This window comes from Gammaproteobacteria bacterium, from assembly GCA_035546635.1.
Lineage (GTDB): Bacteria > Pseudomonadota > Gammaproteobacteria > JAURND01 > JAURND01 > DASZWJ01.
Map to the genome: position 1 here is coordinate 167,746 of DASZWJ010000028.1, position 24,847 is coordinate 192,592.

Annotated in this window: 19 protein-coding genes; 13 read left to right on the top strand and 6 right to left on the bottom strand. The window is 42.5% G+C overall.

Features of this window, described 5'->3' with window-relative positions; translation table 11 throughout:
* Nucleotides 1–14: 14 nt before the first annotated feature.
* On the top strand, nt 15–4,271 hold the full coding sequence (locus VHE99_07505) for a DEAD/DEAH box helicase (GenBank protein HVV68858.1): 4,257 nt from the start codon (nt 15–17) through the stop codon (nt 4,269–4,271).
* Nucleotides 4,272–4,367: 96 nt separating this feature from the next.
* Here VHE99_07505 and VHE99_07510 read toward each other — a convergent pair whose 3' ends face one another.
* Nucleotides 4,368–5,147, bottom strand: coding sequence for a hypothetical protein (locus tag VHE99_07510; protein HVV68859.1), 780 nt, complete (start codon nt 5,145–5,147; stop codon nt 4,368–4,370).
* A 2-nt stretch (nt 5,148–5,149) separates the two neighbouring features.
* Nucleotides 5,150–6,226 (bottom strand): hypothetical protein, encoded by a 1,077-nt coding sequence (locus tag VHE99_07515; protein ID HVV68860.1) that lies wholly within the window; start codon nt 6,224–6,226, stop codon nt 5,150–5,152.
* A gap of 249 nt (nt 6,227–6,475) precedes the next feature.
* Here VHE99_07515 and VHE99_07520 point away from each other — a divergent pair, with 249 nt between their 5' ends.
* The 9 genes from VHE99_07520 to VHE99_07560 all read left to right on the top strand — a co-directional run bounded on the left by VHE99_07520 (nt 6,476) and on the right by VHE99_07560 (nt 16,101).
* A complete protein-coding gene (locus tag VHE99_07520; protein ID HVV68861.1) occupies nt 6,476–6,973 on the top strand; it encodes a hypothetical protein in 498 nt (165 codons plus the stop codon).
* Nucleotides 6,957–7,697 carry a class I SAM-dependent methyltransferase gene (locus VHE99_07525; protein ID HVV68862.1) on the top strand — a complete coding sequence of 247 codons (741 nt, stop codon included), beginning with the start codon at nt 6,957–6,959 and terminating at the stop codon, nt 7,695–7,697. Before VHE99_07520 ends, VHE99_07525 begins: the two co-directional genes overlap by 17 nt.
* A gap of 3 nt (nt 7,698–7,700) precedes the next feature.
* Nucleotides 7,701–8,633, top strand: coding sequence for a DnaJ C-terminal domain-containing protein (locus tag VHE99_07530; protein HVV68863.1), 933 nt, complete (start codon nt 7,701–7,703; stop codon nt 8,631–8,633).
* A gap of 76 nt (nt 8,634–8,709) precedes the next feature.
* Complete coding sequence (locus VHE99_07535; GenBank protein ID HVV68864.1) at nt 8,710–9,021, top strand: chaperone modulator CbpM; 312 nt, start codon at nt 8,710–8,712, stop codon at nt 9,019–9,021.
* Between the two features lie 352 nt (nt 9,022–9,373).
* Nucleotides 9,374–12,670, top strand: a complete 3,297-nt coding sequence (locus VHE99_07540) for an aminotransferase class I/II-fold pyridoxal phosphate-dependent enzyme (protein ID HVV68865.1) — start codon at nt 9,374–9,376, stop codon at nt 12,668–12,670.
* A gap of 40 nt (nt 12,671–12,710) precedes the next feature.
* Nucleotides 12,711–13,370, top strand: coding sequence for a sterol desaturase family protein (locus VHE99_07545; protein HVV68866.1), 660 nt, complete (start codon nt 12,711–12,713; stop codon nt 13,368–13,370).
* Between the two features lie 246 nt (nt 13,371–13,616).
* Entirely contained in the window at nt 13,617–14,747 is a 1,131-nt protein-coding gene (locus VHE99_07550) for an N-acetyltransferase (GenBank protein ID HVV68867.1), read from the top strand.
* Nucleotides 14,744–15,736: an NAD-dependent epimerase/dehydratase family protein gene (locus VHE99_07555; protein HVV68868.1), complete on the top strand. Its 993-nt coding sequence runs from the start codon at nt 14,744–14,746 to the stop codon at nt 15,734–15,736. The genes VHE99_07550 and VHE99_07555 overlap by 4 nt, the downstream gene beginning before the upstream one ends.
* Nucleotides 15,736–16,101, top strand: coding sequence for a diacylglycerol kinase (locus tag VHE99_07560; GenBank protein ID HVV68869.1), 366 nt, complete (start codon nt 15,736–15,738; stop codon nt 16,099–16,101). The genes VHE99_07555 and VHE99_07560 overlap by 1 nt, the downstream gene beginning before the upstream one ends.
* Before the next feature lie 24 nt (nt 16,102–16,125).
* Here the strand turns inward: VHE99_07560 and VHE99_07565 are convergent, their stop codons facing one another.
* Entirely contained in the window at nt 16,126–16,986 is an 861-nt protein-coding gene (locus VHE99_07565) for a phosphatase PAP2 family protein (GenBank protein HVV68870.1), read from the bottom strand.
* Nucleotides 16,987–17,313: 327 nt separating this feature from the next.
* Here VHE99_07565 and VHE99_07570 point away from each other — a divergent pair, with 327 nt between their 5' ends.
* Both VHE99_07570 and VHE99_07575 read left to right on the top strand, forming a co-directional pair.
* Entirely contained in the window at nt 17,314–18,000 is a 687-nt protein-coding gene (locus tag VHE99_07570) for a helix-turn-helix transcriptional regulator (protein HVV68871.1), read from the top strand.
* 80 nt (nt 18,001–18,080) lie between these two features.
* Nucleotides 18,081–18,461: a VOC family protein gene (locus VHE99_07575; GenBank protein ID HVV68872.1), complete on the top strand. Its 381-nt coding sequence runs from the start codon at nt 18,081–18,083 to the stop codon at nt 18,459–18,461.
* Between the two features lie 179 nt (nt 18,462–18,640).
* Here the strand turns inward: VHE99_07575 and VHE99_07580 are convergent, their stop codons facing one another.
* Nucleotides 18,641–19,597: a hydrolase gene (locus tag VHE99_07580; protein HVV68873.1), complete on the bottom strand. Its 957-nt coding sequence runs from the start codon at nt 19,595–19,597 to the stop codon at nt 18,641–18,643.
* A 36-nt stretch (nt 19,598–19,633) separates the two neighbouring features.
* On the opposite strand from VHE99_07580, the gene arfB reads away from it, so the two are divergent.
* Nucleotides 19,634–20,044, top strand: coding sequence for an alternative ribosome rescue aminoacyl-tRNA hydrolase ArfB (arfB, locus tag VHE99_07585; GenBank protein HVV68874.1), 411 nt, complete (start codon nt 19,634–19,636; stop codon nt 20,042–20,044).
* A gap of 156 nt (nt 20,045–20,200) precedes the next feature.
* Here the strand turns inward: arfB and VHE99_07590 are convergent, their stop codons facing one another.
* Together VHE99_07590 and VHE99_07595 are read right to left on the bottom strand one after the other, a co-directional pair.
* Nucleotides 20,201–23,026: a translocation/assembly module TamB domain-containing protein gene (locus VHE99_07590; GenBank protein ID HVV68875.1), complete on the bottom strand. Its 2,826-nt coding sequence runs from the start codon at nt 23,024–23,026 to the stop codon at nt 20,201–20,203.
* The gene (locus VHE99_07595) at nt 23,023–24,723 is read right to left on the bottom strand and encodes a BamA/TamA family outer membrane protein (GenBank protein ID HVV68876.1); all 1,701 of its coding nucleotides are present in this window, start codon (nt 24,721–24,723) and stop codon (nt 23,023–23,025) included. Before VHE99_07595 ends, VHE99_07590 begins: the two co-directional genes overlap by 4 nt.
* Between the last annotated feature and the right edge of the window lie 124 nt (nt 24,724–24,847).

A 24,847-nucleotide genomic window follows, 5' to 3' on the forward strand; every position in this document is an offset into this window, starting at 1 on the left:
TCCCTTTGAAAATTATGGCATTCGATCATTCTGATAGCCTCAGCTGGGCTCATCCATTAGTACGCGATTGGTTCATAAGAAAATTCAATTCACCCACCGAACCACAAATTCAAGGCTGGCCAGCTATTCTGGCTGGTAAAAACACCTTAATTTCTGCTCCCACCGGCTCAGGTAAGACATTTGCAGCCTTTTTAGCCTGTATTGACCGTTTGGTGCGTTTAGCGCTTTCAGGAGAGCTTCAAGCTAAGACGCAAGCGCTTTATGTTTCACCGCTGAAAGCATTAAGCAATGATATTCAAAAAAACTTAGCAGAGCCACTGGCAGAAATTAGCACTTTAGCTAAACAGCGCGGCTTAACCATGACAGAAATTAAGGTAGCTGTTCGCACGGGAGATACGCTGGCACGTGAACGCCTGGCGATGTTAAAACAACCGCCACACATCCTAGTGACTACCCCTGAATCACTGTATATCCTCCTTACGACGGAAAAAAGCCGCGAAATATTGCGCGATGTAGAAACCGTGATTGTCGATGAAATTCATGCGATGGCTGATGACAAGCGCGGTGTGCACCTCTGCTTGTCTTTGGAGCGCTTGGAGGCCATCACCTCACGACCGCCAATGCGTATAGGTCTATCAGCTACACAAAACCCGATTACAGCGGTAGCCCATTTTTTGGTGGGCGCACGCCCATTACCGGAGATTATTAATATTGGGCATGTACGGCCACTGGATTTAGCAGTGGAAATACCTGCAAGCGAACTCGGTGCTGTAGCATCTAATGAAATGTGGGACGAAATTTATAACCGCGTTGCTGAATTGGTCCAGCAAAATCGTTCGACACTGGTATTTGTGAATACCCGGCGTTTGGCTGAGCGTGTAGCGCACCACCTGGCGGAGCGTTTGGGTGAAGACGCAGTCGCTGCGCATCACGGTAGTTTATCCCGCAAACTGCGTTTAGCTGCGGAAACTCGCCTTAAAAATGGCGAGCTGCGGGTATTGGTAGCAACGGCTTCATTAGAATTGGGTATTGATATTGGCAATATTGATCTGGTATGTCAGCTGGGTTCGCCACGAGCGATTGCTGTGGCGCTGCAGCGTATTGGTCGTTCCGGTCACTGGCGCGGTGCGGTTCCTAAAGGGCGCATTTTTGCTACCACACGTGATGAATTGCTGGAGTGCGCGGCTTTGGTCTTGGCAATTCGTGCAGGTGATTTAGACCGATTAATTATGCTGGAGGAACCTGCAGATATTCTCGCTCAACAGATGGTTGCCACTTGTGCAACCGGTGAATGGTTAGAAGAGGAGTTATTCGCATTAGTCACTCGGGCGTGGCCTTATAGGGCGCTATCCAGACAACGTTTTAATGCCATATTGGAGATGCTGTCCTCAGGAATTGCCGGATCGCGTGGCCGTTATGGTGCTTATTTATTTCGCGATCAGATACAAGGCCGTGTGACAGCGCGCCGTGGTGCGCGATTGGTTGCTATCACTAGCGGTGGTGCGATTCCAGAGAATGGTTTGTTTAACGTTATTGCTGAACCGGATGGCGTCATGGTGGGCACGTTGGATGAAGATTTTGCGGTCGAAAGCAATCGTGGCGATATTATTCTTTTGGGAACGACTTCTTGGCGCATCCGGCGCATTGAAAGCGCCACCGGTAAAGTGTTAGTGGAAGATGCCCATGGCAATCCGCCCAGCGTGCCTTTCTGGCGTGGTGAAGCACCGGCTAGAACGATGGAGCTTTCAACACAGGTTGCCAAATTGCGCCAACAGTTAAGTGATCTGCTGCCAGGTCAGCCATCAGTTGCTTTGATTGCAGTGGCTGTGAATTGGTTACAGCAAGCATGTGCTGTGGATGAGATGGGCGCACAACAGCTAGTGGAATATATTCTACAAGGTCGTGCGCTGTTAGGTGCAGTACCGACGCAACACACTGTGATTGCTGAACGTTTTTTCGATGAAGGCGGTGGAATGCAGTTGATAATACACGCGCCTTTTGGTGCGCGCATCAATAAGGCTTGGGGTTTAGCACTGCGCAAGCGTTTTTGCCGTTCATTTAATTTTGAATTACAAGCAGCTGCCACTGATGATGGTATCAATATTGCTTTAGCAGAACAGCATAGTTTTCCTTTAGCGGATGTCTTTGGTTTCTTGCATCCCAATAGTGTCAAAGAAGTATTGGTGCAAGCCGTACTGCAATCACCGATATTCACGACACGCTGGCGTTGGGATGCGATGCGTTCTTTAGCTTTAGTACGATTTCGTAATGGTAAAAAACTGCCGCCGCATATTTTACGTATGTTGTCGGATGATTTACTGGCGGCAGTGTTTCCCGATGCGGCGGCCTGTCAAGATAATTTAGCTGGTGAGGATATCGAATTGCCGGATCATCCGTTAATCAATGAGGCCATGCACGATGCATTGACTGAAGCATTAGATGTTGAGGGTCTTATCACGGTACTGAAAGGAATTAAAGACGGCAGCATTCAATGTGTAGCGGTCGATACACCTACTCCGTCGCCTTTTTCTCATGAAATTTTAAATGCCAATCCTTATGCCTTTTTAGATGATGCACCTTTGGAAGAGAGGAGGGCGCGTGCCGTAGCCATGCGGCAAGTATTGCCTGATACTGTATTGCAATCTATGGGACGCCTGGATGCTGCAGCGATCGATGAGGTGCGACAGCAGGCCTGGCCTGATATTAGAAACAGCGATGAATTGCATGATGCCTTGCAAACCCTGATTGCTGTGCCTTCGGAATTGCCATTATCCAATGTGCCAGTACAGCCATCTAGCTGGCAGGGGCTGATGACTGAATTAATTGCGACAGGGCGTGGGGGTATTGCTACATTGCAGGGGAAAACGCTGTGGTTGGCAGTGGAGTGTGCAAAAACCTTTACTGCCGTGTATCCGCCGGCTGAGTTGTTAGCGCCGTTAGCCGACATTGAAAAAAATGTGCCTCTGCGCGAGGTGGCTATTGTCAATATGTTGCGTGGTTGGATGTTACATCTGGGACCTGTCACAGCAGAAGAGTTAGCCAATTGGCTGAGCTTGAGTCTTTCTGAAATAGAACAAGCGTTGCTGAAATTAGAGACAACAGGATTCATATTACGCGGTAATTTCACAGGTGCAACCACCCAAGAATGGTGTGAGCGCAGACTGTTGGCGAGAATTCATCGCCTGACTTTAGGCAAGCTGCGTAGTGAAATCGCACCCGTGACTGCGGCGCAATTTATGCGTTGGCTTTTAGCTTGGCAACATCTTGCGCCTGGCACACAGCTAAGAGGTGAGCGTGGTCTGTTGATGGCGATTCAGCAGTTACAAGGTTTTGAAATTCCTGCTAATGCCTGGGAACATGAAATTCTCCGTCCTAGGGTGATAGATTACGACGCGGTGATGTTAGAACGCTTGTGCTTGACTGGTGCGGTGGGCTGGGGGCGTCTGTCGCCGCATCCAGCGACAATAGCGGTTTCTAAAGCGGCGGAATCATCTAGTGAGGAACATTCGGGCTCGCGACGTATTTCGCCAACTAGCATCGCGCCGATTACTTTCTTTGTGCGTGATGAAGCAGACTGGATGGCCTTAATGCATCGTTCAAATATAAAAGCGGATGATTTGGACAGGTTGGGTCATGTGGCTAAAAAGATTCATGCTTACCTGCAACAGCGAGGGGCAGCGTTTTTTGCAGATATTACCCGTGGTATAGCGCATCTTCCTGCTGAAGTTGAAATGGGTTTGTGGGAGTTGGTGGCAGCTGGCTTGGTCACAGCCGATGGTTTTGATAATTTACGTGCCCTGATCGATCCGCGCCGTCGTGTTGGCCAAAATCGACGCCGACTAGGACGACCTCGCCATAGCGCTGGCCGTTGGTCATTGTTGTATAGTGAACCTTCACATGACTATGCGCATTCACTAGAAGCTGTCTGTTGGATGTTATTAAAGCGCTATGGCGTAGTTTTCCGTGATCTCTTGGCTAGAGAAACGCTCATTCCGCGTTGGCGTGAACTATTAGTTGCGTTGCGACGTATGGAAGCGCGCGGAGAAATTCGCGGCGGACGTTTTGTCAGTGGCTTTTTGGGTGAACAGTTTGCATTGCCGTATGCAGTTGAGTCATTGCGGGCTATGAGAAATAAAGCGCAACAAGCAAGTGAAATTACAATTTCCGCTGTTGATCCGCTGAATTTAGTGGGGATAGTTTTGCCGGGCAAGCGTGTGATGGCCGTTTCTGGTAAGAGGCTGACGATGCGTGATGGTGTGCCACTGAATTGAGTGGGTGTATATTTTTTAAACCGTCCCATTTTTTCTTCAAAAATTCCACCCAATATGGCCGTTAGTACTCATAATTTCAGGGTGTATATGACCACATTACTTCGACATCATATGAATACGAATAAGCATCCAGATAAATGTTGCGCAAACTGAGGTGAGAAATACGATGCCAACTCGCCAAATTATTTTTCCCGAAAAAATCTCTAAACGCGAGACGTGCGCCAAAATATCATAGGGTTTTAGTGAGCGGTAAATAGAGGTATTACGCCGCTGATGTGAAGCATAGTTAGACATTAGTGTGACATAACCCATAAAGAATATTTTATGATTAGGGTTGGCTAGTGGCTTTTGTTGTATCATTTTTTCGAAGCGGGGCATTATGCGCTTTTTCAAATAGAAGTAAGGAATAAGCGTAATGATGCCAGTAATAATGGTCATTGGGAAAAGTACAAACAATAGTTTATGCATCAGGTCGGATTGATGCTGTTCAAAATAGTATAATTGAATTCCGAATAAGACGGCAAAAATACCGGCGCCTAATTTTATAATAAGAAAGAATGTCTTTACGGCCAAAAATTCAAATCGACTAATATGTTCACGAAAATTATAACCACCGTAGCAGCGATATGCGGGGAAATTATGGTCTCTTTCTTGCTCATAGTCATAGATTAGGTCTAAATAATCACTAAAGCGCCCCATTTTTTCTCCATAGCGCAGATAATCATAAGATAATGAAGGCAGGGTATCTTTAAATAATTTTTCGAAGCGTGGGCGAATGGTGACTGCCAAATAAGCCATGATGATTGCCCATACTGACATCAGAGAAAGTAAAATTATCATTAAGATGCGCGAAATTTCAATAGCTAGATTTGGCATAGTTAATTCCCAAACTTATTGATGATAAATTCAAAACCTTTTTCCGCAGAGTACCCGCTGGCTGTGATTACGAGAATTACTACGATTTCTGGACCCAATGCAGCGAGTGTCACTCCTTCGGCTATTTCAGCCCCTGTAGCTAAACCTGCAGATGTCTCTTCAATATTAAAGGCTTTAAGTGCACTTTTTATTCCGACTTTTCCAATCCATCCTCCAAAAGCAGCACTTCCAAAGCCTCCAGCTTGCAACACAGCTTCTTTTTTCCAGTTCCCATCTTTTTGATAGACTTCAAATACTTTCCCCACACGAAAAGCAATATCAAAGCCCATTATTCCTCGTCCGAGCCAGTGTAAATTATTAGCCGTAGCCAATACCTGCCGCGCATCATCATCATCAAACAGTGAAAATCCTCTCTCACCCAGAGCGGCGTAAACATCCGCACGGCGTATCGTACGATCTAAGGTAAAATGTGTATGATTCAATGCCACTTTGGCAACAGCCTTATTCAGAGCATTATTGGCTTTTATGAGTTGCGGTTTGATTTTTTCTGCGTATTTTGGGCTGAGGTTATAGGCTTTTATGGCTCCGTTCAGCTGTTTTAATTCTTTGACCGCTGCATGGGTTTCTTCCTGAAGATGATCGAAGGTTGGGCCAGATAGTGCGGTGGCCATTAAACCACTATCCAGAAAATTATCTTGATCCTTGGTATTTAATTCATGCTGAATCTGCTTGGTTACCAGGGTGGCGGCCACTGCGTATCTTGGGCGGATGCCGGCTTCTTCCATTCTGCTTAAGTTAGGTTTGGCGTGGATGGGACTTGCATTCAAGATATTTTTAATTCCTTGGTAATGACGCGGCATACTGCAAAATTCTTCCGGCAGCCAAATGGCTTGATTAGCTGGTAATGGGCAGAAGATGTCAGGCCGGTTGCCGATAGCGGTTCCTAATTTTTCACAAGTGAAAGCAGGTTGATTCAGATGAATGAATGCATCGAGAAGGCTGGGATTGAGTTTGGAGCCAAAATGGCTTTTTGCCAGACTGAGCCAAGAGTCTCCCGGTCGAGTAATGGTGTAATACATAGGCTTGTCTCATAAGTATATAAATACATGCATATATACATTAAGACAATATTATTTTCAATACAATATAATTAATAATATAAAAAACTTGTTTTGTGATACGGCAAAGATATTTTGTATGCAATATTCCTTGTTGGCATCGCTTTTGTGCTCCAGCCAAAGAGAATTTTTATCAATCTAGCTGGTGCCTCAATGCTTTTTCGTTTATGTTCATGTAATCTTGATTCTTTTTATATTGACGGGAAAAACATGAGTATTAAATGGGCTGATTATTGCTTAAAACACATGGGCATTGATGTCTGGCAAGCGCAACTTGGATTGCCTGGTGCCAAGCAGGTAGTTGACTGCCAATATTTTAAATTGATGCGAGCAGTGGATAATGTCAGCCTTGGGAGCTTACTTTTGCAAATGATGGTAGCGACCGAACAGCAGCAGAGTAAAGTACAAAGTTTGATCGAGGCTATGTTATTTGCGTTGGGCTTGCGCACTGAACCCATGGACAAAGTGCTACTTCCGCATGATGGCGTGATAGTGATTTTAGGATATTCTTTGGCACAGAAAATTTTACCAGTTCTGCAACCACTAACGGAGCCGCAGCCATTGTCTGAAGAGCGCATTTGTGCGCCACGCATCATCACAAGCTACCATCCATTAGAGCTATTGCAACAACCTTTATTAAAGGCCAAAGTTTGGAAAGATTTACACGTCATCAACAATACTAAGGATAGTCATGAAAAGTCTATTTAAACAAAAAATTCAAGTTTGGCTGGGTTTGCCAGCGTTGAAAAGAGAAAACCTAGAGACGCTGTTTACCGTCTCAGCACCCAAATACCACTTGGCGACTCGGACTTTATCATTGGGTCGTGACCATGCGTGGAAAAAAATATTAATTGACAATTTGCCTCTACTGCAAGCGCCAAGCTGTGTTGATATCGCTTGCGGCAGCGGAGATTTAAGTTTTTTGTTGGCACAGCGCTATACTGAGGGAAGCGTAGTAGCAATTGATTATAATCCCCTGATGTTACAATTGGCTGAAGCGAATAATTCCTATGCCAATATCCAGTTTGTCCGGGCAGATATGTGCAATCTTGACAACGTTGCGTCAGACTCAGTTGATTTGGTAACCGGAGGGTATGCGCTTAGAAACGCGTCAGATTTGAATAAGGTACTAGATGAGATCAAACGTATTTTAAAAGTTGGTGGCACAGCCGCCTTTCTTGAATTTTCCAGGCCGCAATCACAGGTCATGCAAAAAATACAATATTACATTTTAAAAAGCTGGGGTGGCTTATGGGGGTTATTATTACATGGTAACTACGAAATCTATGCGTATTTAGCGGAGAGCTTAGCTGTTTTTCCTACACATAATGAATTGTTAGCTAAATTGGTACAACAAGGGTTTGGTGAGATTTCATCACGCTCTTTATTTTGTGGTATGCTTAAAATCATTACCTGCAAGAAGGCAGCCTGAAATATGGAATACAAAGATTATTACAAAACCTTGGGCGTTGACAAAAACGCCAGCGCAGAAGAAATCAAAAAACAATACCGAATACTAGCGCGCAAATACCACCCGGATGTGAGTAAAGAGAATAATGCTGAGGAAAAATTTAAGGAAGTGAGAGAAGCTTATGAGGTGTTGAAAGATCCGGCAAAGAAAAAAGCTTATGACCAGATGGGTAGCCAGTGGCAAGCAGGACAGCGCTTCACCCCGCCGCCGGAATGGGATTTCCGCCAGGCGCAAGTGGATACGGGTCAGTTTGATGTCAATGGCTTTAGCGAATTTTTTGAAAACTTATTTGGACGTCGTGCCGGACATGCTAGAGGTGGGCGGTATGAGTATGCTGAACGCGGACAGGATTTGCACAGTAAAATTAATCTCTCTCTAGAGGAGGCTTTTTCAGGTACTGAGCGTGTGATTCAGCTACAGGAGCCCGAGGTCAATAGCCATGGACAGATTGCACTTAAAACCCGCAGCCTAAAAGTGAAAATTCCGCCAGGTGTCGTCGAAGGCCAGCAAATCCGTTTAAGCGGTCAGGGTGGTAAAGGGCTAGGGCAGGGCGCCAATGGCAATTTATATCTGGAAATCCATTTAAACGACCATCCATTGTATACGGTAAAAGATCGGGATATTTATGTCAATTTACCTGTGGCGCCTTGGGAAGCGGCCTTAGGGGCTAAAGTTGCCGCGCCAACCCTGGGTGGTAAAGTTGAGATGACTATTCCGCCAAACTCTCAATCTGGAACAAAATTGCGATTAAAAGGCCGGGGGTTACCGGCTAAGTCTCCGGGGGATGAGTATGTAGTGTTGAAAATAGTCATTCCCGAGCCGAAAACAGATGCTGAGCGCCAATTGTATAAAAAAATGGCTGAAGAGATGCATTTTGATCCGCGTAGGGGTTTGTAAATATCCTTGACTTTTTGCCTTCTCCCACAAGGGGAGAAGGGAAAAAGTCATTGGTTGTTCAACAAAGGAAACCACCATGCCAAATACCGAATTGCTTTCAGGGATTATCGTTGAGGAAGTGCATTCCCTGACGCTGGACGAATTTTGTCAAGCCACGCATGTCACCAGGGAAATCATTATCGAAATGGTAGACTATCAGCTGATACATCCCCAAGGGAAAAAACCTGAAGAATGGCGTTTTGATTCCATGTCTTTAAAACGTGGCCGTTTGGCTGCAAGCTTTTACCATGAGCTGGAGATTAATATGCCTGGCGTCGCCTTGGCGTTAGAGCTAATGGATAAGATTCAGTATCTAGAACTTAAGATCAGCGAAACTAAAAAAAATTGAAGCCATACCTGTTTTCATAAGGCACTTCTTCTTGCCAGAGGCACTTAAGCAAGCTTTCAAGGCAGGGGGAGGGCTACTGTGAAACCTCTGTTTCATGGATGAAAGGGAGCGTACATGGATGTATTCACAGCGTTTTCGCAGTAGCCCTCCCCCTGACCCTGCCTTGAAAGCGTCTAATGGCACCCGTCATCGTCAGAAATAGCTATGGGTACAATTTGAATATTCAGCATAACTACTTCCCGCTCTTGCTCCTTGATTTGGTTTTCAGTTATTATTCACCGTTCAAAAAATTCACAAAAACTTGAGCCATACTAATCATGTATAAAAAAGCATCATTAAGGAGCTATTCCGCGTGAATGGAGTCATCAGTCTATTAGAGCTTGTACAACAGCGTGCTACTGAATTCCCAACAGACACAGCTTACCAGTTTTTAACCAGTAGTAGCGGGTATGATACCCTCTCCTATGCAGAGCTTGATAAAAAAGCCAGAGCCATTGCGGCTACGCTGCAGCAGCACGGCTGTTATAACGAGCGTGCTGTGCTGTTATTGCCGCCTGGGCTTGATTATGTGGCGGCTTTTTTTGGTTGCCTTTATGCGGGCGCAATTGCTGTGCCGATTTATCCGCCCAGCAAAAACAGGCACTTGCGTAGATTGCTCAGCATTGTGGATGATGCCAAAGCCAAATTTATCCTGACCCAGGAAATCTTTGCCGATCAAGACTTTGGCGCTCACTCGATTGTATTGAAAATCGATCAAATCGATGATTGTGCTTTAAATAGCTATCAACCTGTGGCGCGCAGCGAAGAAGATTTAGTATTTTTACAATACACTTCCGGTTCGACCAGCAATCCCAAGGGCGTGATGGTCAGCTATGGTAATATTTCTGCCAATATAGCTATTATGCAGAGCAACTTTGAGGAGCACACCACAGTGACCTGCTCCTGGCTCCCACCTTATCATGATATGGGGTTAGTTGCCGGGATTATGCTGCCTATGTATCTTAAGGCGCGGGCTATTCTCATGGCGCCCTCTAATTTTTTACAATCACCGCTACGTTGGCTAGAGGTGATCTCCCGCGAACGTGTGGAACTGACGGCCGGTCCTAATTTCGCTTATGATTTGTGTGTGAATAAAATCACCAAGGAACAAGTGGCGCAATTAGATTTAAGCTGCTGGAAATATGCTGTTAATGGTGCAGAACCTATACGTCAAACGACATTACAGCGTTTTGTTGAGCATTTTGCGCCCGCAGGATTTGATCCGGCTAACTTATATCCTTGCTATGGATTAGCAGAGGCCACATTGATGCTGACTGGAATCCGAAGTACGGCAAATAATGTCTTCCCTTTGCTTAAATCCGAATTGGAGAAAGGCAAGGTGGTGCCAGCTAAAGATCCTAAAAATCAATTGACAGTCAATATCGTAAATTGTGGTCATCCCCAGCCTGAGCATACTATACGCATTGTTGACCCCAGTACCCATGCTGCGTTACCTGAGCTTAATATCGGTGAAATTTGGGCTAGCGGACCCAGCATTGCCAAAGGGTATCTCAACAAGCCCCAACTCACACAAACTATTTTTCACGCGCAATTAAAAGATGAACCCAAAGTACACTATATGCGTACCGGCGATCTAGGTTTTATGCACAATAACCAGCTCTACGTCACTGGGCGCATTAAAGATCTCATTATTATCAGAGGTCTTAATTATTATCCCCAAGATATTGAGCAAACCGTAACGGAAAGCCATCCCTCCTTACAGAATCATGGCGCAGCTGCTTTTTCAGTTGAAATAAACAATGAAGAACAATTAGTCGTCATCCAAGAAGTGAAACGGGAAAAATTGCAAAGGCTAGACAGTGAAGCGGTGCTGGATGCGATTCAAGAAGCGCTATTAAAAGAACATGGGTTGAGTGCGCATAGCATAGTATTACTTAAACCATATTCTCTGCCTAAAACTTCCAGTGGCAAAGTACAGCGTTGGTCTTGCCGTGCTGAATTTCTTGCCAATACCCTCAACAGCGTCGCACGTTGGGATCAAGCTACACCCACTACTACGTCATCCTGCGACTCGAATGTGGGAACTCAAGCGGAACACACGGGCGTCCAAGTGCAGCCAGTTGTAAAACATTCCCAATTTACCGGAAAAGAAGAAGCAATCATCTGGTTAAAGCAATGGTTTGCCCAGCACTTGCGTGTACCAGCTCAAGAAATTTTGATTCACAAAAATTTGGTGGATATGGGCGTTAATTCGCTGATAGCAGCAGAGTTAGGTAGTGAGTTATATAATAAACTGGGTGTGAGACTGGATATTATTACCTTATTTGAACAACATTCCTTGGATAAATTGGCAGATTTTTTAACCACCGATCCTGCGGTTATAGGTAAATTTAACCCAAGTCATGCAAGCCATAGCCAGGGCGTCGTGCCATTACGTGAGCATAGACAGAATTTAGTTAAGCCCTTAGATAAAGAACTGCTAGCCACAGTAAAAAATATTTATTTTAAAGTGAACAGTGGGATATCCACCAATAATACGGTTATTGCAGGCGAGGAGTTTATTAATTACTCTGGGTATAACTATTTAGGTATGTCAGGTGATAAACAAGTCACCGAAGCCGTGATCCAAGCAGTAAAAGAATACGGCACTTCAGTTTCAGCGAGTCGTATGGTATCGGGAGAAAAAGCCCTACATATTCAGCTGGAACGAGCAATTTCTGAGTTAATTGGCGCTGAAGATGCGGCGGTTTTGCCTTCGGGTTATGCCACCAATATTGCCATCATTACCCATTTGTTTGGTCCGGGGGATTTGGTGGTTTATGATGCCTTATCGCATAAAAGCATTTTACAGGGTTCGCTGTTTTCAGGAGCGACCTGCATGGCATTTCCCCATAATGATTATGCAGCGCTTGAAGAGTTATTGGAAAAAACCCGCGAACAGTACCAACGTGTATTAATTGTATCGGAAGGTGCTTTTAGCATGGATGGTGATATCTGTGATGTCAGGCAACTGATAGCGGCAAAGAAGCGTTTTGAGACATTCTTGATGCTAGATGAAGCGCATTCCATGGGCGTCATTGGCGATACCGGGCGTGGAACCCGTGAATATTTTAATCTCAATTCCGAGGATGTTGATATCTGGATGGGGACGTTGAGTAAATCCTTTGCGAGTTGTGGCGGTTATATCGCAGGTACAGCTGAATTAATTGAAAACTTTAAATATAGCTCAGCGGGATTTGTCTATTCTGCAGGTATCTCGCCTGCAAATACAGCAGCTGCGCTCGCCGCAATTAAATTAATGAACCAGCAGCCCCAAAGGGTCACTTTATTACGGCAACGCCATAGCTTGTTGTTATCTTTGTTAAAAGAACAGGGCATACCAACCGGCAATAGTTTTGATACGCCCATCATTCCGATTATGGCAGGTACAACTGAAGGCGCGATCCAACTAAGTTCCTATTTGGCGCAGCGTAAAATTTATGCCTTGCCCATTTTTTATCCTGCAGTTGAGAAAAATTTGGCGCGGATACGGTTATTTGTCAACTGCCTGCATACAGAAGAACAAATACGTTATACGGCCAAAACAATTGCTGAAGCTTATAAGTTATTGCAAAACAGCCAGGATACAGAGATTGCTATAGCTGTTTAATTTGCTCTTTTTAACATCTATCAATGAGGTACTTCCTGCAATGAAGAAGGACAATTATGCGAATCAGGCGCAATATAATAAAAACTATAGTCCGCGATTATTCGCTAATCCTATTCTGGAACGTTTAAGCCAAACTCGGCCAACAACGTTACTCATAGGATATGTGCCGATCATTGGTTTTTTTTGTATTTTTGCTTTAATCCAACAAACTTTTATAAGTGCTACTGTAACATTTGCCCTAGGGTTATTGGTTTGGACATTAGCAGAATATTTAATCCATCGTTTTGTATTTCACTATAAACCCCGCGCTTCAAAATGGGAAAAAATCAATCCACTGTTTTATGGTAATTTCATACATAATATTCATCATACCTACCCGAGGGATAAACTGCGTTTGGTCACGCCATTAGTTGTTACTATGCCTTTAGCTGCATTATTTTATTTAGTGTTTTGGTTAGTATTTCGCTCATACAGCGCTGCTTTATTTGCTGGATTCTTAACAGGTTATGTACTCTATGATGTATTACATGCTTTTACGCATATTTATCCCATGTCAAGTCGCATTGGGAAATTTTTAAAGTACTACCATATGCGACATCATTATCATATGGATGAGAAATCTTTTGGGGTGAGTAGTCCGATTTGGGATTATGTATTTAGAACGGTCGATACCACGCCGCTTAAAAAAGCTAGGCATTAATTAGTCGCTGGCGCGAAATTCAAGTCTGTCATTCCCGCGCAGGCGGGACTCATCCATCCATGGCATTTTTCTATATTTTTTTGGCAGATTCGATACTTTTATGCTGACGAATCATCAAAAGCCATGGAAGGATGGGTTCCCGCCTGCGCGGGAATGACAGTATTTTTATATTTCGCGCCAGCGACGACTAATTAAGAAAAGTACGAAAAAAATTATAAAACTAATACCTTTTTTCAGAGTGTATCTATGCCCCTACAAATATTACCGGTTATCACTAAACAAGACTGGCAAACCTTTTTAAATGTCCCCCACTTGTTACACCAACACGACCCCAACTGGGTGCCACCGCTACAGATTTCAGTTAAAACCACTCTCAGTCAAAAAAACCCATTTTTTAAGCGTGCCAAAATGCAATTATGGGTAGCTTATCGCGATAATCAGCCCGTAGGGCGCATTGCAGGCATCATTAATGATGCGCATAATGAGTTTCATAACGAAAATATTGCATTTTGGGGTTTTTTTGAAGCAGAGCACGACCAGCATGTGGCTGAGGCGCTATTTAAAGCAGTTGAGCAATGGGCACAACCGCAAGGAATACGCATATTTCGCGGACCGGTCAATCCATCCACAAACTATGAATGCGGATTGCAGATTTCGGCATTTGATACCATGCCCTACATTATGATGCCGCAAAATCCAGCTTATTATCCACAATTGGTCGAGGCGCAAGGCTATGTCAAAGCCAAAGATTTAGATGCCTGGCGTATTGATGGTGGTAATGCCGCTTTTCATCCGCGTTTGATGGCTAAAGCTAAATCCTTCGTTGAGCAACATAATATTACCTTGCGTCCCGTGAACTTGAAGCGATTTGAACAAGAGGCTGAGCATATTTTTGCAACTTATAACGATGCTTGGGAAAAGAATTGGGGTTTTGTCCCTATGGAAAAAGAAGAATTTCTGTTTTTAGCTAAAGAAATGAAACCCATATTGACTAAAGAGTCGTGTTTTATTGTCGAAGTAGCGGGAGAAGTTGCGGCTTTTGGCATATGGCTGCCGGATATTAATCAAGTGTTACATAAAATTCGTGATGGAAAATTATTTCCTACAGGTATTTTTAAATTGCTATGGTATACCAAAGTAAAAAAATTGATGAATCGCGGGCGTGTGCCAACTTTGGGCATTCGCAAAAAGTTTCGTCATTTAAATCTGGGATCGTTGTTGTACGCTAAATTTTTAGAAGTGGTGCCTCCAGCAGGATATAGATGGAATGAATGTTCCTGGATATTAGAAGATAATAAAAGTATGCGTACAGCGCTGCGTTTGATGAATGCGGAATTATATAAAACTTACCGAATTTACGAAAAGACATTGCCATGAAAGTCTTGCTGACCGGTGCTACAGGGTTTATTGGCTCGCATACGGCAGAAGCTTTGATAGCAAAGCAGCATCAAGTACGTTGTTTAGTTCGGTCAACTGCTGATGTTAGTTTTTTGAAAACATTGGGGTCGGCACTGGAATTATATGAAGGTACTTTAACCGACAGTGCAGACTTGCAAGCCGCAGTAGATGGCATGGATGCTGTGATTCATTGCGCAGGTTTAGTTAAGGTGAAAAAAAAGGATGAATTTTTTACCACGAATACTGAAGGTACGCGTGCCTTGTTAAAGGCTGTTAGAATGGCTGCCCCTGATCTTCAACGTTTTGTTTTGGTTTCAAGTCTAGCTGCCTGTGGCGCTGCATTGAATAATAAAATACCACCTGCTGCAGATTTTAACCCACAACCCGTCAGTCAGTATGGTCAGAGTAAACTGAATGCTGAAATCATTGCGCAAGAATTTTCAAGTCACCTCCCCATTACCATCATTCGTCCTTCAGTAGTTTATGGTCCTCGGGATTTGTCTACCCTGACATTTTTTAAAACAATACATCGTGGTTTTTTGCCGTTGTCACAAGGTGGAATGGGCGCAGCCAGTACGATCTATGTCACAGATGTTGCTAACGCATTAGTACAGTCTATTACTACGGCACCACAAAGTGGTAGTGCCTATTTTTTAGAGGATGGTGAGACTTTGACTTGGCGTGAACGTTATTATCAATTAGCTGAGCATGCAAAAATCACTCGCAAAATAGAAATCCACTTGCCGCAGTTGGTCATAAAAACCATAGCCTGGTTATCAGAATATTACGGCCGTTTGACGAATAAACCTGTCTTACTAAACCGAGATAAATTTAATGAACTTAAACAGCTTTATTGGGTTTGCGATAGTACGCCGGCTTTTGATGGACTACTCTGGAGACCACAGATCAATTGGTCACAAGGAACACAATTAACTTATGAATGGTATGCAAAGTCAGGCTGGTTATAATGATGGATAAAATCATAAAAAAAATTTACCGAGCAACAATTGACTCCATAGCCGGACTGAAAGCAGCATTTCGTTTTCAGCTGGCATTTAGGCTGGAGGTTTTGTTTTTGTGCCTGGGTATTATATTAGCGCCGTTGCTAGGAAAATCTTTAGCGCAAAAATTTATTTTAATATCATGTTTGGTCTTAATTATTATCATAGAATTGATTAACAGTGCTATTGAAACGGTAGTTAATCGGATCAGCCTTGAACATCATGAGCTATCTGGCCGCGCCAAAGATCTAGGATCTGCGGCGGTATTTGTTGCGGTATTGAATGCTATTGTGATTTGGGGTATTAGTATGTTGATGTGGCTGTCATCCTGAGCATAGCGAGGATGACAGTTTGGCTCAGGATGACAGCCTTACAAATTCCGGCACCGTCATCGGTTTTATATAAATCAGCTCATATAAAACTAAGGGTGCCCCGATTAAGATACAACATAAATAAATACATAATATGGGCTTACGCGGGTGAATGTCTGAAAATTTATTTACATAATGCACAATGCGAGGAATTTTGAACAGTTGATAACACAATTCTGAAATAATAATGGCAGCTATGCCGTCCATAATCACATGCACTTTTAATGTGATGGTACCTAAACACATGCCAATAAACCAAATTAAAAAAAGGCTACCTAATATCTTAAAACGTGCAAAAGTGAAGCGAAGAATAATCCAGGCACTGCCGATATGGTATGAAGGAAATGAATTCCAGGGAGTGGTGATAGACATCACAAACTGAGTATTTCTATTTAAGAATCCAGGTGTTTGAATTTGTTGCCAAAACGCTGAAAATCCCGGATCTTGCCACAAAATTTTGCACGTGGGAAAAAGAAAATAAATAATATAGTGAATAATTAAAATCAGTAAACAGCTTAAAAACAGACGATAAATGAGTAAAAGATTAAATCTAGAAAAAATAAAAAGAATCCAAACAAAGACGAAAGGTATAATTAAGGCTGCCGAATAAAACAGTGACCAGAACGTGGAAAATGCCAGATCATGGTCAAGTGGTAAGGTAATAAGATTGATGTAATTTGTGCCGCGTGAATTTAGAATATTGCCTATAAATGCATATTGTGCCCAAAGACATAGTAATAGAATAAATAAAATAAAAGCTTCTGCGAAACGTTGGATATTAGTTGATCGTTCCAATGAAGCATATTGGCTGACGTTGAAAACGGCTGATAAATTATTTGACTTCATATTTTTGAAGGCTGTCGTTAGCTCAGTAGGGTTGGTTATTTTACCAACAATTGGTTGATGAATCCATCCCGTTTTTTATTGCACAAAATGCGCAAAAATTAGTATACTTTGCCAGTAACTATTTAACATAAGATGGAAACGGCCAGATTTTTCCAAGCTCGCCTCTAAAAACTTTTAGGGGCGAGCTTGGAAAAAATCTGGCCGTTTATGCTACTTCAAGCGGTGCTGAATAGTTACTTTTGCAATACAAATTATGGAGCAGTCAAGGTGGCTGAACGAAATAACCCCTCAAGTTCATAGCTATTTCCTTAAGGAGATTAAAGTATCATGAATTCTTTTCCTACCGTCCTGGTTCCTGAAGATACCCGATCAATTTCCGAAGCGCGTGGTGAGCGTTTGGAAATTCTGCGTAAAATGGCAGGTCTTACCCGTAAAGCATTTGAAGATAAATACGGTATCAGTGCCAATACGATTCAATCTTGGGAATCTGCCAAAGCAGGTGGTTTGACTGAGCGTGGTGCGCAGCGCATTATACCGCTCTTACAGCGTGAAGGTATTTACTGTACCATTGATTGGCTCTTATATGGCAGCGGTAGCCATCCGCAGTTAGCTAACCCCCATTTTTTTGAAGTGAATGAAACGCCGGCAAAATATCATTTATCAGAAGATATGGTCATCATGAAAGAATTGCTGGCATTCAAAAAATTGAATGAAAACAGCATAGATTTTGAGGTGAATGATGATGGTTTGGCACCACATTATAAACCGGGTGATTATGTCGCCGGCATTAGCCGTTCCAAAGAGGCTATTTCAGCTTTGATCGGTATGGATTGTATAGTGCAGATTGGTAACAATGAAATGTTGCTACGCAGGATTAAAGGAAGCCAGTTTCCTGGTTACTATGAGTTGATGTGCACAAATCCTACAACCATAGTGGCTAAACCAATGTTATATGAACAGGAATTGTTATGTGCGGCGCCGGTTATATGGCATCGGCGGCGTAATCCTGACTGATTTTATTCAGCTGTTATCCTTTACCATGCTCGGGGTGACAGCCATAGATAGGATGACAACTGTAAAAAAGGAGTGTAAGTATGGGCAATAAACCACAAAATAGCGAGTTTTGCTGGAACGAACTGATGACTTCAGATGTTCCAAGAGCTAAAGAATTTTATAAAGCATTATTTGGTTGGGAAAACGAAGACCATGACATGGGTGATATGGTATACACCCTGTTTAAGTCTGGAGATAAGAGTATTGGCGGTTTGTTGCAAATTCCCCAAGGCAAAGAAAACCAGATTCCACCTCATTGGATGAGTTATGTCAGTGTGGCCAAATTAGAACAGGCCGTTGAAAAAGGACAAAAATTAGGCGCTACTTTGGTGGTGCCGCCAAAAACTGCAGGTGAGTTTGGTCGTCTTGCGGTGATTTTAGATCCTACGGGAGCGCATATTGCTTTGTGGGAAGCTGCGTAAGAGTTCTCCTTGAAAGGGAGATTTAAGAAGTTTGAATAGTGGTAGAGCCTTCTCTTTAGAGTGCGAAAAAACTCCCATCCCACAAGGGGATTCCCTTCGGTCACAGACGGGAGAAGGAAATGGGAGTTTTTTTGTACAGAGCAGAGCCTCTTTAAGCTCCCTTAGCACCCTTAAAAAATTCATAAATACTGACTTAAAAACTGTGGCACGCGTTCTTCCAGCCAATAACGCACCTTCCACAACTCACCACTAACAAATCCAACATGTCCGCCTTTGGCTGTTAGTTCAAACTGAATAGCACTTGCAAGCTCATGCGGTTGTGGCAATGAATCAGGGGTGACAAATGGATCATCTTTTGCCTGCAATAATAAGGTAGGCACTTGGATATTACTTAAATATTGACGGCAGCTTGAGAGGGCATAATATTCCATGGCATCATTGAATCCATGCAGTGGTGCAGTGACTTGATTATCAAAATCATACAAGGTTTTTAAGCTTGAGATTTTAGGGAATTGCCGTGTATTAATCTGTGATTGTAGCTTGCGTCGAGTTTTTTTGCATAAACAATTTAATATATACTTTTCATAGATTTTGCTAAAACCTGTCGTGATCGTTTGCACAGATTTATGCAGATCAAATGGTACTGAGATGGCGACGGCAGCGCTTAACAAATTTTTTTCCTGGGTTTGTCCTAACCACTTTAATAAAATATTACCGCCTAAAGAAAAACCTATAGCGGCCATAGGTAACCCAGAAGATCTTTGCTGTAAAATTTTTAGGATATAGGCAATATCTTCAGTATCTCCGGCATGGTATGCTCGTAATAAACGATTGTCTTCGCCACTACAGCCACGAAAGTGCATAAAAACACCGCACCAGCCGTGATGATGCAATGCTTGCAGCATGCCTCTGGCATAAGGGGAGAATATAGACCCTTCTAGCCCATGTAGAATCAGCACTAAGGGAGCTTTGGGATGGCCAGTCCAATCCAGGTCAATAAAATCTCCATCAGGCAGTTCAATGCGTTCGCGCCAAAGCGGTAGATTTTTTATGCGACGCCGGAATAATGTTGGCCAAATTGTTTGTAGATGCCGGTTCCTTAACCACCAGGCGGGTTTAAATGGGTTTGTGTTCATTGGTTAACTATTGAGATTACTTTTCGCGATAAATTTATGTCAAATTTTACGCTAGATCCAGCAGAAATAAAAATAACCGCTGTCCGTGCGCCTGGGCCGGGTGGTCAAAATGTCAATAAATTAGCGACGGCTGTGCAGTTACGCTTTAACATTCATGCCTCTTCAGCATTATCTGAGGCAGTCAAAGCCCGTCTAATAAAACTATTAGGCAAAAAATTGACCCTAAAGGGAGATTTAATTATCAAGGCGAGCCGTTATCGCACGCAGGAGCGTAACAAACAAGATGCTTTAGAGAGGTTGCATAAGATCATTAGCAAAGCTATGGTGATACCTCGGAAACGTAAGCCCACCCAACCGACAACTTCATCTATTCAAAAACGCATTACACAAAAAAAAGTGCATGCGCGTACTAAGGCTTTGCGTGGGAAAAAACCTGAAGAGTTTTAAACCTAGCGTAGTAGAATACTGATAAAACATTATCATAAAAGTTTAATGCAGCAAATATCGTTTTAGCACATCCAAATTGGTCCAAGGCAGCTGCGATCATAGATATAGGTTCTATCGCATGCTTTAACTCACAGAAAATGTCTCGGATGATTTATGCTACTTGCCCACGGTATAAATAATATCCGCCCCACTCCCCAGGGTATTAGACTCTGTTTGTATAAACCAATGTTTACTCAACAAATAACGTATACGTAAGGTATTAATTGAATTAAACACATTCAAGCTATAACTCAAATTCAATCGTGGAGAAATGGATTTTCCGACTACTAACGAAGTGCCTTGTGAATAATTGCCCGACAAACTGTTTACTTCTGAATTGAGTCCTAATTCACTCAAGCCAAAAAATCGTTGTACCTGTTGCGTCACTGAGTTTATACCAACGCCGTTTTTGGTAGTCAAAGCTTGTGCTGTGCGTGCCAATAATTGTACTTCTGAACCAGAAGCTTGACTGGCGGGTTGGCCTAATAAAATTAAGGATAAAATATCGGCTTGCGACCAACCGCTAGGGTCAGAAAATAAAGTTATTTTAGGGTCTTCTGCGGTACCCTTGACGGAAATGCCGACTGTTAAGTTTTCTTCATGAGAAAAAATCTGTTCTTGAGAATTATAATTAATTTTTTTAGCAGCGCGCACATCCAGTTGTGGATTGTCGATAGGACTGTTGATGAAGATAATATTACCCTTGGTAATCGCAAGTTTTTCTCCCTGTAGATTATAATTGGCATTGATTAGATTCAGTGTGCCGGTTGCGATCGTATTACCTTGTGAGTCATCGATTACCTCTACGTTGCCAACTAAGTTCCCTTTGAGACCTTGACTGTCAATTTGCACATTATTGCCGAGTTTTAACATAACCTGTGCTGCTACGGGTAGACCCTGGCTCTGTTGCAGTTGTCCGTTACTATCAATGATTATGGTTTCAGATGGTAATGTGACGGCTTGATTAATAGCATTTTGTTTAATGTGCGCAGTAGGAATCAATATATTTCCAGTAATACGCCAGCCATTAATATCACTTAAAATATTTAATTGTGGAGAAACAATAACATTCATTTTGGGCAGATTAATCAGTTGGAATTGTGTTCCGTTAACAGTCATATTGGAGTCTAGGCCATGATCGGTTAATAGACTTTTTCCTTGTAAGTGCAAGCTGCCGGTGCCTGATTTTACTGCGCCAGAATAATTGATGATTTGATTGTTAATAGCAATTTCAGTCTGTAATCCGAAAAGTTTAATGGCTAATTTAGGCACATGAATGGTATCGCTTTTGAGGTGAATTAAACCTTGAATTTTAGGCTGATCGACAGTGCCATTTACTTGTAATTTAGCAGTGAGTAAAGTGTTTAGCGCTTGAATATTTGTAGGGAGAATATTTTTTAACTGACTTTGATCGGTATTGACCGACAAGTTTCCTGTTACTTGCTGCGTGGGTGGCAAGGGGAATATTAATTTATATTTTGGCAGTAGTAACTGTAGCGTCAGTAATTTTTTTCCATATAACAATAATTCCAGCTGGGAATTTAATCCCGATGTATCATAATTAAGAGCCAAAGTTCCCCCCATAGGGAAGATTATTTTTTTGTTGTTGATAGGGTAGGTTAGCTGGCTCTCTTTGAATTTGATCAATAATGACAGCATACACTTACTATAATCCGAATTAAATAAACTACAGGATGGATTGGGTGATGTGAGTGAAGATTGCATAATAAAATCACCCGAAAGTTGTGCATTGGACATGGATGAGATTTTGAACTGTTTAAATGAAGCTTTGGCGTTTAATTGTGGTTGGGAAGCTTTGCCGGTGAGTGCGCCTTGTAATTTAAGGCCGCCGTGTAATGTTGGCAGCAGTTTATGCAATTCATCTGCGGATAAATTAAATTGTAAATTCCAGCGCTGCGTGAGGCTGCCTTGTATGTTTACATTGGCGTTGCCTAATTTTAGCTGTGTATCTAAATTAAAATTCATTGCTTGTAAATAGTCTGGTAATTCCGCCATCTCAGCAGCAGTTGCGGACATTTTGTTGCCATTTAATTTCAAATAACCACTCAGAGGAAAATTTTTGAATTTACCTTGCAGGCTGGTTAAGGATAAATTAAATCCATGATGATTACCTGTACTATTTACGACAAAACTTGAGCTTTGCGGTAAATCTGCTGCAATCGCGTTGAAATTCACCGCATTCGCTTTGAGAGATAAATTCCAACTTAAATTGGGCAGCCATTGTATATTAGCTGAACCCGCCAGTTGACCCCCGAGTAATTGACTTTGGTCGGTAATTAAGTGGATTGACTGTTGATTACCGCTGCCATGTAACGTCCAATCGGAAATAGAATTTTTTAACTTGAGTTGCCATTGATAATCATCGAATTTCCCGTTAATACTAAAATGTGTCGTGATTTCAAGTGGAGAGAGCCAATTGGCGTTGAGATCAGCAGCGATTTCTTGGTCGATGCGGATTTTTCCAGTTAGACTTTTGATTCGTATGTGCGTGGTGCCTGAGGTCACAGCGATATCTTTTAAATCCAGCTGATGAATCTGTATTGGAAAAGGCAATGAGAACCCGGGGCTATGAGTTTTGGACTGCGGAGATTTATCATCAATGATGATGACTGCGTGTTGTGCTGCTAACTTATCTAATAGTAGTTTTTTATGCAATAAAGCTAATGGTTGCCATTTAAGCGTTAAATAATCGCAAGTTACATTGACGGAAGAGGTTTTATAAGAGGCTTTGGTTAATGTCACAGAATGAATTAAATTACCTTTTAAATTTTCAAATGTAACGGGAACCAAACCAAATCTGGCAAGCATATGCAAAGTGAATCTACTTCCAGTTTCAGTTGCAATCAGTAGAAAAGCACTGGCTAAGATAGCCGACAGCAATAATAATAAACTATAAAAAACTCTGCGAACTAGGGATATCATAAATCAGCCCCCATGCTAAATTGAACGGCTAGTGGTTGTCCTGGTAGATCCAGTGCCTTGGCTAAAGTTAGCGCTAACGTACCTACGGGGGATTGCCACAAAGCACCTAGACCCACTCCTTTATTTACTTTATTTAAAATACCATTACTGACATTTCCAGCATCGAAAAATGCAGCCCCATACCAGTCACCCTTGATATGTTGACGATATTCCACGCTACCTACAGCCAGTTTAGAACCAGGACCAATCGAATTAAATTTGTAGCCGCGAATACTATCGCTACCACCTGCTAAAAATTGTAAAGACAGTGGCATTTGGTTGATATGATTAATAGCGGTGTAACCTAAATTGATGCGGGTGACCAGACGATTTTTTTCAAGAATGGGGTAAATCGCTTTGGCGTTGAATTGTGTTTGCACAAAAGCAGCACTGCCGAATATGCCTGGGCTGGCAAGTGCACCGAAATTAATTCGGTAACCGCGTGATGGATGCAGCGGATTATCTTGAGAAGTTCTTTGCCAGTTAATGCTGGGTATCAGCATGTATTGTGTCTGATAAGGCTGATTTTGCAGTGTCCAATTTTCACGTTGTAAGGTTAAGGAGATAATTCTCTGCCATTTGTTCATGGTGCTGACATAACTTGCAGCAATTTTTGCCAGATTACCTTTACCTAAGGGAAAAAATTCTTGCTGCGTCGCAGCGGTGAAGACATATTTTTCAGTGGCAGGATTTTTTCCAGGAATATAGTAATTGGCTTGCAGATTAGTCAATATCGGTGATGCTTCAAGCTGGGCTTTAAAACGTTGTCCATAAGGCGTGATGCGTCTTAATTCATAATTAACCAGTGCACGTGGTCCCGTATCAGTGCCGTATCCTAAGCCAAGGCTGTATTGCTTAGCGGGCAATGGCATCACATGTACATTGATAGGGACGGTAGTTGCAGTTTTATGTTCTTCATCGGGATCAATCATGACTTCTTTAAAATAATCACTGCTGCTTAAGGCTTGTTGGAAATCTTGTATTTTAGCGGCACTATAATATTCGTTGCTAGTAAACGGAGCATAACGTTTTAGAAAATTGCTAGCATAAGGATTATCATTGAAAAAAATGTCGCCAAATTTATAATGGATACCGGAATCAAAATGCAGTACGATACGCGCAGTATATTGTTGCAAGTTGATAATAATTTGCTGAGTAGTTATTTTCGCATCAAAATAGCCTTGAGCTAAGGCAGTATTTAGCAGGTTTTTTTTTGCATCATGATAGCGGTTTATCGAGAATGCCTGATTACGGCGTACTGGGAAATTGGCGAGAATTTTTTTGAACATTAGATCATTGGCGGCGTCACCTGAAATTTTAATATCTAAATCACTAATGAGCAATCGAGGTCCAGGAGTCACATGAAATTTCATGATCCATTGATTATTTTTATAGACCAGACCTGTGGGTTTTATGTTGGCTTTAAAATAACCGAATGGCTGTAATGCGGTTTGGATTTCGTTGGGTGCTTCTGTATAAAACTGTGCGATGTTTTCTTGAGAATGGTCAAGAATAGAGGCGACATCTAACTGTGATTCAATATTTTTTTCAGCTGCCCCTGTGATGCCGGTGATTTCCAATTTCAACGGATTTTCGGCGCTGGCGCTGAGGCTTATTAATCCAATTAAAGCAGTTATAAGTATCCGGCTATTTTTCATTGCTAACCCCTAGAGGGTGTATGAGCACGGCTCCCTGTGGTTAGTTTCCCCTTAAGATATAAGTATATGATTTTAATTAAGATAAGTAAAACACCGGATCCCCCTTACCAAATTCTCATATACT

Coding starts and splice junctions, on each gene's coding strand:
- VHE99_07580 (HVV68873.1), bottom strand. CDS start 19,597: ATGAACACAAACCCATTTAAACCCGCCTGGTGGTTAAGGAACCGGCAT.
- VHE99_07535 (HVV68864.1), top strand. CDS start 8,710: ATGCCAAATACCGAATTGCTTTCAGGGATTATCGTTGAGGAAGTGCAT.
- VHE99_07505 (HVV68858.1), top strand. CDS start 15: ATGGCATTCGATCATTCTGATAGCCTCAGCTGGGCTCATCCATTAGTA.
- VHE99_07570 (HVV68871.1), top strand. CDS start 17,314: ATGAATTCTTTTCCTACCGTCCTGGTTCCTGAAGATACCCGATCAATT.
- VHE99_07530 (HVV68863.1), top strand. CDS start 7,701: ATGGAATACAAAGATTATTACAAAACCTTGGGCGTTGACAAAAACGCC.
- VHE99_07550 (HVV68867.1), top strand. CDS start 13,617: ATGCCCCTACAAATATTACCGGTTATCACTAAACAAGACTGGCAAACC.
- VHE99_07590 (HVV68875.1), bottom strand. CDS start 23,026: ATGATATCCCTAGTTCGCAGAGTTTTTTATAGTTTATTATTATTGCTG.
- arfB (HVV68874.1), top strand. CDS start 19,634: ATGTCAAATTTTACGCTAGATCCAGCAGAAATAAAAATAACCGCTGTC.
- VHE99_07545 (HVV68866.1), top strand. CDS start 12,711: ATGAAGAAGGACAATTATGCGAATCAGGCGCAATATAATAAAAACTAT.
- VHE99_07520 (HVV68861.1), top strand. CDS start 6,476: ATGAGTATTAAATGGGCTGATTATTGCTTAAAACACATGGGCATTGAT.
- VHE99_07565 (HVV68870.1), bottom strand. CDS start 16,986: ATGAAGTCAAATAATTTATCAGCCGTTTTCAACGTCAGCCAATATGCT.
- VHE99_07515 (HVV68860.1), bottom strand. CDS start 6,226: ATGTATTACACCATTACTCGACCGGGAGACTCTTGGCTCAGTCTGGCA.
- VHE99_07595 (HVV68876.1), bottom strand. CDS start 24,723: ATGAAAAATAGCCGGATACTTATAACTGCTTTAATTGGATTAATAAGC.
- VHE99_07525 (HVV68862.1), top strand. CDS start 6,957: ATGAAAAGTCTATTTAAACAAAAAATTCAAGTTTGGCTGGGTTTGCCA.
- VHE99_07510 (HVV68859.1), bottom strand. CDS start 5,147: ATGCCAAATCTAGCTATTGAAATTTCGCGCATCTTAATGATAATTTTA.
- VHE99_07560 (HVV68869.1), top strand. CDS start 15,736: ATGATGGATAAAATCATAAAAAAAATTTACCGAGCAACAATTGACTCC.
- VHE99_07575 (HVV68872.1), top strand. CDS start 18,081: ATGGGCAATAAACCACAAAATAGCGAGTTTTGCTGGAACGAACTGATG.
- VHE99_07555 (HVV68868.1), top strand. CDS start 14,744: ATGAAAGTCTTGCTGACCGGTGCTACAGGGTTTATTGGCTCGCATACG.